The organism is Nocardioides sp., from assembly GCF_024509035.1.
In the GTDB taxonomy this organism is placed as follows: Bacteria; Actinomycetota; Actinomycetes; order Propionibacteriales; family Nocardioidaceae; genus Nocardioides.
In genome coordinates this window covers 1-9,146 of record NZ_JANINT010000078.1, presented here as the reverse complement: position 1 = coordinate 9,146, position 9,146 = coordinate 1, and the positions used below count along the sequence as shown (strand labels likewise).

Sequence of the window (9,146 nt, the reverse complement as noted above, 5' to 3'; positions counted from 1 at the left end):
AGGCGATGGGGGACAACCTGCTGACGCGGCTCCAGGCGGCCGGGATCCGGTTCGAGACGCTGACCTGACCGTGACCTGACCGGATCCCGCGCCTGACGTCTCAGGGGATCGTGATGTTCCCGTTGTGCACGTTCCCGTTCAGCCAGGACACGACGGTGCTGCCTCGGGTGACCACCAAGGTGATCCGGTCGGTCCGGGCGTCGGTCGCCCGCACTGTCAGCGTGTAGCCGTACCGGCTCCGGAAGGTGCCCTGGTAGACGACGACCGCGCTGTCGCCCGTGACCGCGAGCGAGGTGACCTGCTGCCCGCGGAACCAGCCCCGCGGGGTGCGTACCCCGGCCAGACCGGACAGCGTGCCCGTCGAGGAGCGCTCGGCGTGGAAGTCGAACTTGTAGCCCGCCCGTCCGTGGTGGTGCCCGGCGTAGATGCGTCCGTGGCCGCTGAGCGCGTAGGGGGCGGGCGTCGGGGTGATCGTGAGGGACACCGTGGCGACGTTGGAGTCCGCGTGCCCGTCGTTCGCGCGGAAGGTGAACGTGTCGGGACCGGAGTAGCCCGGCGCGGGCGTGTAGGTGCGCGTCGCGCTCGTCGCGGTGCCGGTCAGGGTGCCGTGCCTCGGGCCGTCGACGACGGTGTAGGTGAGCTGGTCGCGGTCGGCGTCGTCCGCACGCAGCGTGATCGTGACCGGGGTCTCCTGTCCTGTGGTGACGGCCTGGTCCCGGGCGAGCGGCGGGTGGTTCGTCGGAGCGGGCGGGTCGTCGTCCGCGATCGTGATCGTGACCGATCGCGGATCGCCGAGGACCGCGTTGACCGGCTCCGAGAGGCGCAGCGTCAACGTCTCGTCGGGCTCGTCGGTCCGGTCGTCCACGACCGGGATCGAGACGCTGCCCCGGGTGTGGCCGACGGGGATGGTGACGTGGGTGTCGACGGCGATGTAGTCGGCGCCGGCGGTGGCCGAGCCGTTCGAGGTGGTCGCGTGCACCGTGACCGGCGAGACGGCCGGGCCGTTGAGCGTCACCGGGACCGTCAGCTGGCCGGCGTTCTCGGTGACCGTGGCGGTGGGGGCCGTCAGGCTGACCTGCGGGACCTGGGGGTGGCCGCCGACGCCTGCGAACGCGAAGACGAACGTGTTCGGCGTCCCCAGCGTGGGCCCGTCCTTGGTCGAGGGTTGGCCGAGCGAGAAGACCTCGGCACCGGTCGCGCCGATCGCGGACAGCGCCGCGGCCTCGGTCGGGGCGCCGCCGTAGTAGGTCTGGAACGAGAGGGAGGCCCCGCGGGGCAGGTCGGGGAAGCCGAAGTCGAACAGGGCGCCGTGGTCGTCGGGGCCGTTGTCGACGGCGTCCCCGACGAAGTCGATCGAGCTCGGTCCGGTGAGCGGGTCGGGGCTGGCGAACCCGTCGTCGCTGGCGAACAGCACGTCGGCCGCGTGCGCGGTCCCCTGGATCGTGGAGTACTCGGCGAAGGCCGTCGGCTCGATGTCCCAGTCCATGACCCGGCGGTAGCGGGGTTCGACGGTCGCGTGGCTGATGTTCTTGATCGTGACCGTGACCTCGTAGAGCTGGGGTGTCGCCGGCGAGGGGTGGTAGTCGTGGGTGACCTCGAAGGTGTCACCGACGCGGACCGTGGAGACGGCGGAGCGGCCCGTCGTCGCGAAGCTGACGAGGGAGAGGTTCGTCGACCGGCCGAGCGCTTCGTCGGCGTACCCGGTGACCTCGGTGATCGCGTCCGCCACGCCCCAGCCCTCGCAGGGCTCGGCGCCGGCGGTCGCCTCGTTGTTGGTGGCCAGCAGTCGCAGGCCCACGTTGGGGGTCCCGCCCGCCGAGTCGATGTCCGCGGGGACGTTCAGGTCACCCACGTCGTTGACGCCGAGCTGGACGACGCCGTTGTCGATGACGACCCACGGTGCGGGGGCGGAGTACGCCGAGGCCGCCAGCGTCGTCAGCGAGGCGACGAGGAGCGACATGGCCGGCACGGCTGCGAACCGGGCCAGGCCCCGGCACGGGTGCGTCGGACGGTGCGGAAGGCGGCTGTCGGACATGGTGCGAGGACCCTTCCCGGTGGGACCACCTGACCGGGTGAGCGTCCGCGGGCGGGTGTCCACGGGCCGTCGTCGGGCGGGCCCACCGGATCCGTCCGACCGTGGTCCGACCGTAGGATCCGGCGTCCGGCGGAGCCGTTCCTAGGTCCGATTACCCCGAAATCCGGGACGGGATGCGGGGCGTGGGCCGGCGCCGGGGCAGCGACATCGTGACTCGCAGGCCGTGCGGCTCGTGGTCGCCGAGGTCGAGCGAGCCGCCGTGCGCGACGGCGACCGTGGCCGCCAGCGCGAGCCCGAGGCCGCGGCCGTAGACGAGTCCGCCGGCGTCCGGGCCGACCTCGAAGGGCTCCAGGACGCGCTCGCGGTCGGCCGCGGGGATCCCGGGCCCGTCGTCCTCGACGACGAGGTGGAGGCTCTCGTCGTCGCGCTCGTGCCGCACCGTCACGTGCGCCCCGGGAGGGCAGTGCACGATGCCGTTGTCGACCAGCGCGCCGACCGCGCGGGCCACCAGGCTGCGGTCGGCCAGGGCGGTCAGGCGGTCGGGCAGGTCCACCTGCACGGTCACGCCCCGGTCGTGCCCGCGGCGTTGCTGGGCCTCGAGCATCGGCGCCAGGACGTCCATGAGGTCGGCGTCGGTGGAGGCCGCCTGGGTGGCTGCCTCGAGGTCGACCAGCTCGGAGACCGCACGGGTGAGATCGGCCAGCCTGCGGCTCGCCGACAGCACCCGCTCGAGGCTGGTCGCGGCGGCCGGTGGCAGGTCCACCTGCATGTCCTCGAGCAGCTCGATGTTCCCCAGGATCGAGGTCAGCGGGGTGCGGAACTGGTGGTTGATCACGTCGATGAGGCGGCGGCGGAGGTCGGCCTCGCGGACCGCGAGTGCGTGCTCCTCGGTCACGTCGCGGACGATGATCACCGCGCCCTCGATCCGTCCGCTGCCGTCCTCGTCGTAGTGGGGCGCGGCGCTGATCCGCTGGTAGCGGACCGCGCCGTCGGGGTCGCGCACGCTGACGAGCATGTCCTCGACGACCTCGCCGGCGAGCGCCCGGCTGCCGGCGAGCTCGGTCAGCGTCAGCGGGGTGACGCCGTCCTCGCCGTACAGCGTCCGCTTGCGCAGCATCTCGGCCTGGTCCACGGGAGACTCGTCGAGAGCGAGCTGCTCCAGGGAGGCCGGGGTGAGCACCTCGAACCGGCCGTCCCGGTCGATCACGGTGACGGTGATGCCCCTGAGGGAGCGGAGCAGCCCGAACAGGGTCCCCTCCACGCGTGCTCCTCCCGATCGTCGCTGCCGTGCGGGCACCCCACCGCGACCGCGCGGGGCGTCGTCGCGGCGGCGCAAGGGCCCGGAGGCACCCTACGCGCGCGGGCCGGGTCGCGGGCGGGAGGTGGCGCAGCCGAAGGTAGACACCGAAGGCACACGCCGGAGGTGGTGCCCCAGGCCAGAGTCGAACTGGCGACCTTTCGCTTAGGAGGCGGCTGCTCTATCCACTGAGCTACTGGGGCGTGCCCGAGCGTCGCCGGGCGTCGGCGGACAGTGTTCCACGCCCGGGCCAGGGCCCACACCGGTGGACCGCCGGCTGGCCTCATTTTGTCCCCGAGTGGCGCTCACAGGGACACTTAAGGTTCCCGACCTACGCTCGGCGTGCCCCGAACCCGGCCCCGAGCCCCGGATCCCAGAGGTTGCCGATGTCCGACGCTGTGCCCGAGAGCGCCCAGCCGGATGCCGGCCTGCCCAAGCGGCGGGGCAAGGCGCGCCGACGGCACACGGTCGGGAAGGTCCTGCTCGCCTCGGCGCTGGTGCTGGCGATGGCCAGCGGGCTCGGCACGGTATGGCTCTACCGCCACCTCAACGGCAACATCAGCGTGCTCGACGTGAGCCAGCAGCTCACCGACGAGCCGACCAAGCAGGCGGTCGAGGGTCCGCACGAGCCCTTGAACGTGCTGGTGATGGGGTCCGACAGCCGCGACTGCGAGGGCTGCAACATCGACAACCTCACCGGCGGCGGCCAGCGGTCGGACACCACGATCCTGTTCCACCTCTCGGCCGACCGGGAGCGCGCCTACGGCATCAGCATCCCGCGCGACTCGATCGTCGACCGACCCGACTGCATCGACGAGCAGGGCGACACGATCCCCGGCGCCGACCACGTCATGTGGAACGAGGCCTACTCCGTCGGTGGGCCTGCGTGCACCATCCAGCAGTTCCAGCACCTGACGAACATCAAGATCGACCACTTCGTGGTCGTCGACTTCGAGGGCTTCCAGGGCATGGTCGACGCGATCGGCGGGGTGGAGGTCTGCATCCCCGAGCCGATCGTCGATCCGGCCCACGGCATCAACATCGCCGCCGGCACGCGGAAGATCAAGGGCAAGGAAGCGCTCAACTACGTTCGCGAGCGGTACGTCGTGGGCAACGGCTCGGACATCGGCCGGATGAAGCGGCAGCAGGCGTTCATCGGATCGATGGCCCACCAGGTGGTGAGCGGCGGCACCCTCGCCCGCCCGGACCACCTGGTGCGGTTCCTGGACTCGGCGACGAAGTCGCTCACCGTCGACCCCGGCCTGAAGAACGTGTGGAAGATCGCCCAGCTCGGCGTCGAGTTCAAGGGCATCGGCCTGGACAACATCCAGTTCCTCACGATCCCCAACATCCCGGACCCGTCCGACCCCAACCGCCTGGTCTGGAAGGAGCCCGACGCCAAGCAGGTCTGGCAGAAGGTCGCCAAGGACGAGCCGCTGACCAAGAAGCTCAGCAGCGACGTCATCAGCGCCGGCAACCTGCCCGGGTCGGGATCCAGCTCCGGATCGGGCTCCGGGTCCGGCGGGGACAAGAGCGAGGCCGACAAGCAGGCGCTCGCCGACGCGGGTCTGTGCACATGACGCAGCCCGGTGCCGGGGCAGGCCGGGAGTCGGACTGGGAGCGGCGCAAGCGACTCGCCGAGGTCTTCGGAGACACGCTCCCCGACACCACCAGCGACGAGCGCGACGACGCTCCCCCGGAGAAGGACTCCGCCACGGATCGGTGGCTGCGGGAGCAGGTGCCCCCGCACCACGGATCCTGATGTCCGTCTAGATGTCGGAGCTGCCCGAGGTGGGGCGACCCTGCTGGGCGGCGAGCAGGTCGCGGATCTCCTGGAGCAGCTTGATGTCCTCGGGGGTGCCCGGGGCGGGGCTCGGGAAGTAGCGCTCGCGGGCCTTCGTGTAGGGCAGCACGATGAGGAAGTAGACGACGGCCCCGAGGATCACGAACGAGATCAGCGCGTTGAGGAAGAACCCGAAGTCGCCGAGCTCGACGCCCTTGAACGTGTCCTCGGCTCCCGGGATCACGCTGGTGAGCCACGCCGTGAAGGCCGCGATCACCGCCGCGAACGCCGTGCCGATGATCACGGCGACCGCCAGGTCGATGAGGTTGCCGCGGAGGAGGAAGTTCTTGAATCCGGTCATCCCTGCACGCTAGTCCGGGAAGGCGACGGTGAGGAAGGTCCGCGCCGAGGCGTCCGCGATCCGGGGTACCTCGCCAGGCGGGGCCCCGACGACGACCAGCCGGCCCGGCAGCCCTGACGCGCCCACCTCGGGGGTGGTCGCGGGCACCGCGAGCACGGGAACGTCGGCGGCGACGACCGTCGCTGCGCCGCCCTGCGGGTCCGCGGAGATCAGGTCGACGACGTCGCCGACCTGCAGCAGGTCGGCCATGCCCGCGTCGGGCAGTCGCACCGGCACGGCCGACAACCCCGGGTAGCCGTCGGTGAGGGACGGCCCGACCAGCCGGACGTCGGTCACCGGCTCGCCGACACGCAGCGGGGCGGCCAAGGTGCGGCCCACGGTGTCGCCCAGGTCGTCGGTCGCCCCGGCCGGCATGGAGTCCGGGGCGAAGCCCGCGGGGCGCAGGTCCTCGGACGTGAGCACGACGCCCGCCGGCAGGTCGTGTGCGGCCACCACGACCTCGACGGTCGCCGGTGGGGGCGTCGCGGCGGCGTGGACGCCGGTGGCGACCGCGACCGCGGTCAGCAGGGCGGCGAGCAGCCGCCGCCGAGCCAGGACGGCACGGCGGATCGTACGGACGGGCGCGAGCAGGCGGTCACGACGCATGCCGCGACGCTAGGAGGCCGCGCCCATCCGTGCGCCGGCTCTCCACAGGGGCCGCGAGGCCCGCCGGGTCAGTCGGACGACGACGAGGAGGCGCTGGCGGCGACGGCGGGCTTGGACTCGGTCGTCACGGTCGTGGAGGTCGAGCTCGAGCTCGAGGAGCCGGTGTCGGCGGAGGAGCTCGTCGAGCGGCTGTCGGTGCGGTAGAAGCCGGAGCCCTTGAACACCACGCCGACGGCGTTGAACAGCTTGCGCAGCCGGCCCTCGCACGCCGGGCACTCGGTGAGCGCGTCGTCGTGGAAGCTCTGGAACTGCTCGAAGGCGTGGCCGCACTCGGTGCAGGCGTACTGGTAGGTCGGCACGGGGACTCCTCCGGACGGTGATCGTGGCCGGGGCCGCCGGTGCGTTTGGCACTCGGCCCTAGCGAGTGCCAATCATACGACACGGCACAATGGCCGGACCATGCCTGCGACCATGACGAACGGCGCACCGGACGGCCCACCGGGCGCACCCTCGGCGGGTTCGCGCGCTGGTGCGTGGCAACGGTTCCGGGCCTGGCCGCTGTTCGCGCGGGTCGCGACGTACGTCGTCGCGGCGCTCGTCCTCGTGCTGCTCGCCGGCGTCATCACCGTCGTCCAGCTGGTGCGCGCACCGTTCCCGCAGACCACCGGGGAGGCCGACCTCCCGGGGCTCGAGGGTCGCGTCGAGGTCGTGCGGGACGGCCACGGCATCCCGCAGCTCTACGGCGACTCCGTCGACGACCTGATGCGCGCCCAGGGCTACGTGCAGGCGCAGGAGCGGTTCTTCGAGATGGACGTGCGTCGCCACGAGACGGCGGGCCGGCTCGCGGAGCTGTTCGGGGAGTCGGCCGTCGAGAGCGACACGTACGCGCGGACGCTGGGGTGGCGGCGGGTCGCCGAGCAGGAGCTCGCGCTCGTGCGTCCCGAGACGCGCGCGGCGCTGCAGGCGTACGCCGACGGCGTCAACGCCTACCTGGAGTCACGCCCGCCCCGCGAGATCGCAGCGGAGTACACCGTGCTCAACGCCCACGGGCTGCACTACCAGCCGGAGGAGTGGAGCCCGGTCGACTCGCTCGCGTGGCTCGAGGCGATGGCGTGGGACCTGCGCGGCAACATGACCGACGAGATCGACCGTGCGCTGGTCCTGGCCGGCCACACCGGCCGCGAGACGGACAGCCTCTACCCGGCCTACCCCGTCGACCAGCACCCGCCGATCGTCGGGCAGGGCGCGGTCGTCGACGGCGTCTTCGAGCAGGACGCGACGATGTCCGCGACCCGCAACCCGCGGCGCCCGGCGTACCTCGTCCGCGACCGGGGGGCCGCCGCGACGCTCGACCGGCTCCGCGCGGCCCTCGACCGGATGCCGGTGCTGCTGGGTCGCGGCGACGGGCTCGGCAGCAACAGCTGGGTCGTGTCCGGCGACCACACCACGACCGGGCGCCCGGTGCTGGCCAGCGACCCGCACCTCGGCACGTCGGTGCCCGGGGTCTGGATGCAGACGGGACTGCACTGCCGCACGGTGACCCCCGAGTGCCCGCTGGACGTGTCGGGGTTCGCGCTCTCCGGCGTCCCCGGGATCGTGGTGGGTCACAACGCCGACATCGCGTGGGGCATGACGAGCCTCGCCGCCGACGTGAGCGACCTCTACCTCGAGCGGGTCGAGGGCGACCGGTGGCGCTACGACGGACGCTGGCTGCCGCTGCGCACCCGCACCGAGACCATCGGGGTGCACGGCGGCGACGACGTCACGATCACGGTGCGCTCGACCGCACACGGGCCCCTGCTCTCCGACGTGGACCCCGCGGTCGCCGGGGTCGGTCACGACCCCCACGGTGTGCCCGACGGCGACTACGCGGTCTCCCTCGAGTGGACCGCGCTGCACCCGACGCGGACCGCGGACGCGATCCTCGCCCTGGACACCGCGACCGACTGGAGCTCGTTCCGGGAGGCGGCCGCCTCGCTCGACGCCCCGGCCCAGAGCCTCGTGTACGCCGATCGCGCCGGTCACATCGGGTACCAGGCCGCCGGACGGATCCCGATCCGACGGTCCGGGAACGACGGCCTGCTCCCGTCAGCGGGCTGGCGCCCGGAGAACGACTGGACCGGCGAGCACGTCCCGTTCGACGGCCTGCCCCGGCTGCTCGACCCGAGCGACGGGGTCGTCGTGGCCGCCAACCAGCAGGTCGTGGGCGGCGACTACCCCTACTTCCTGGGCGCCGACTGGGACCTCGGCTACCGCGCCCAGCGGATCCGCGACGTGCTGCAGCCCCAGGTCGAGTCGGGCGCCGTGTCGGTCGGGTCCACGGCCGAGCTGCAGCTCGATGACCTCGACCCGCTCGGCCCCCTGCTCACGCCGTACCTGCTCGACGTCGACCTGCCGCGCGGCTACTACGCAGCCGGCCAGCGGCTGCTGCGGCACTGGGACTTCCACCAGTCCGCCGACAGTGCGCCCGGCGCGTACCTCGCCGTCGTGTGGCGCGAACTGCTCGCCGACCTCTTCCACGACGACCTCCCCGAGGGCACGTGGCCCGACGGCGGCGACCGCTGGATCGCAGTGGTCGCGCACCTGCTGGAGCACCCGACGGACCCCTGGTGGGACGACAAGCGCACCGAGGACGTCGAGGAGACGCGCGACGACATCCTCGAGCGGGCGCTGCGCGACGCGCGCGACGAGCTGACGCGGCGACAGGCCCTCGACCCCGGTGACTGGACCTGGGGCCACCTCCACCGTCTCGCGCTGCACGGCCCGGGCCGCAGCGGGCCCTGGCCGCTGCGCTCGCTGGCGGACCGCGGCGAATGGGAGGTCGGCGGCGGACCGGCGTCCGTCGACGCCACGGCCTGGGACGCCGCGCGCGGGTACGCCGTCACGAGCGCCCCCTCCATGCGGATGGTCGTGTCGCTCGCGGACCTCGACGCCTCCCGCTGGATCAACCTGACCGGTGTCTCGGGGCATCCGTTCGCCGCGCACTACACCGACCAGACCGACCTCTGGGCCGACGGCGAGACCC

8 protein-coding genes and 1 tRNA gene are annotated in these 9,146 nt (G+C 72.6%); 3 read left to right on the top strand and 6 right to left on the bottom strand.

What is annotated here, in order from left to right; genetic code table 11:
- Window positions 1-100: 100 nt before the first annotated feature.
- The 3 genes from Q0L15_RS06650 to Q0L15_RS06640 form a co-directional block, all read right to left on the bottom strand.
- Window positions 101-2,035 carry a Calx-beta domain-containing protein gene (locus tag Q0L15_RS06650; RefSeq protein ID WP_296603125.1) on the bottom strand — a complete coding sequence of 645 codons (1,935 nt, stop codon included), beginning with the start codon at window positions 2,033-2,035 and terminating at the stop codon, window positions 101-103.
- A gap of 151 nt (window positions 2,036-2,186) precedes the next feature.
- On the bottom strand, window positions 2,187-3,296 hold the full coding sequence (locus Q0L15_RS06645) for a HAMP domain-containing sensor histidine kinase (RefSeq protein ID WP_296603124.1): 1,110 nt from the start codon (window positions 3,294-3,296) through the stop codon (window positions 2,187-2,189).
- A gap of 163 nt (window positions 3,297-3,459) precedes the next feature.
- Window positions 3,460-3,535: transfer RNA gene (locus tag Q0L15_RS06640), tRNA-Arg, on the bottom strand.
- 183 nt (window positions 3,536-3,718) lie between these two features.
- Between Q0L15_RS06640 and Q0L15_RS06635 the strand changes: the two genes are divergently transcribed.
- The gene (locus tag Q0L15_RS06635) at window positions 3,719-4,912 is read left to right on the top strand and encodes an LCP family protein (RefSeq protein ID WP_296603123.1); all 1,194 of its coding nucleotides are present in this window, start codon (window positions 3,719-3,721) and stop codon (window positions 4,910-4,912) included.
- Window positions 4,909-5,094, top strand: coding sequence for a hypothetical protein (locus Q0L15_RS06630; RefSeq protein WP_296603122.1), 186 nt, complete (start codon window positions 4,909-4,911; stop codon window positions 5,092-5,094). Before Q0L15_RS06635 ends, Q0L15_RS06630 begins: the two co-directional genes overlap by 4 nt.
- A 7-nt stretch (window positions 5,095-5,101) precedes the next feature.
- Here Q0L15_RS06630 and Q0L15_RS06625 read toward each other — a convergent pair whose 3' ends face one another.
- The 3 genes from Q0L15_RS06625 to Q0L15_RS06615 all read right to left on the bottom strand — a co-directional run bounded on the left by Q0L15_RS06625 (window position 5,102) and on the right by Q0L15_RS06615 (window position 6,480).
- Entirely contained in the window at window positions 5,102-5,476 is a 375-nt protein-coding gene (locus tag Q0L15_RS06625) for an MscL family protein (RefSeq protein ID WP_296603121.1), read from the bottom strand.
- Between the two features lie 9 nt (window positions 5,477-5,485).
- Entirely contained in the window at window positions 5,486-6,121 is a 636-nt protein-coding gene (locus Q0L15_RS06620; protein ID WP_296603120.1) for an SAF domain-containing protein, read from the bottom strand.
- A gap of 68 nt (window positions 6,122-6,189) precedes the next feature.
- Window positions 6,190-6,480: an FmdB family zinc ribbon protein gene (locus Q0L15_RS06615; RefSeq protein WP_296603119.1), complete on the bottom strand. Its 291-nt coding sequence runs from the start codon at window positions 6,478-6,480 to the stop codon at window positions 6,190-6,192.
- A 100-nt stretch (window positions 6,481-6,580) separates the two neighbouring features.
- Here Q0L15_RS06615 and Q0L15_RS06610 point away from each other — a divergent pair.
- Window positions 6,581-9,146, top strand: a 2,566-nt coding sequence (locus tag Q0L15_RS06610) for a penicillin acylase family protein (RefSeq protein ID WP_296603118.1), incomplete at its 3' end; no start/stop codon positions are given.

What these genes read in the sequence shown, in the direction of transcription:
- Q0L15_RS06650 (WP_296603125.1), bottom strand. Translation starts at nt 2,035, where the DNA reads ATGTCCGACAGCCGCCTTCCGCACCGTCCGACGCACCCGTGCCGGGGC.
- Q0L15_RS06635 (WP_296603123.1), top strand. Translation starts at nt 3,719, where the DNA reads ATGTCCGACGCTGTGCCCGAGAGCGCCCAGCCGGATGCCGGCCTGCCC.
- Q0L15_RS06630 (WP_296603122.1), top strand. Translation starts at nt 4,909, where the DNA reads ATGACGCAGCCCGGTGCCGGGGCAGGCCGGGAGTCGGACTGGGAGCGG.
- Q0L15_RS06625 (WP_296603121.1), bottom strand. Translation starts at nt 5,476, where the DNA reads ATGACCGGATTCAAGAACTTCCTCCTCCGCGGCAACCTCATCGACCTG.
- Q0L15_RS06620 (WP_296603120.1), bottom strand. Translation starts at nt 6,121, where the DNA reads ATGCGTCGTGACCGCCTGCTCGCGCCCGTCCGTACGATCCGCCGTGCC.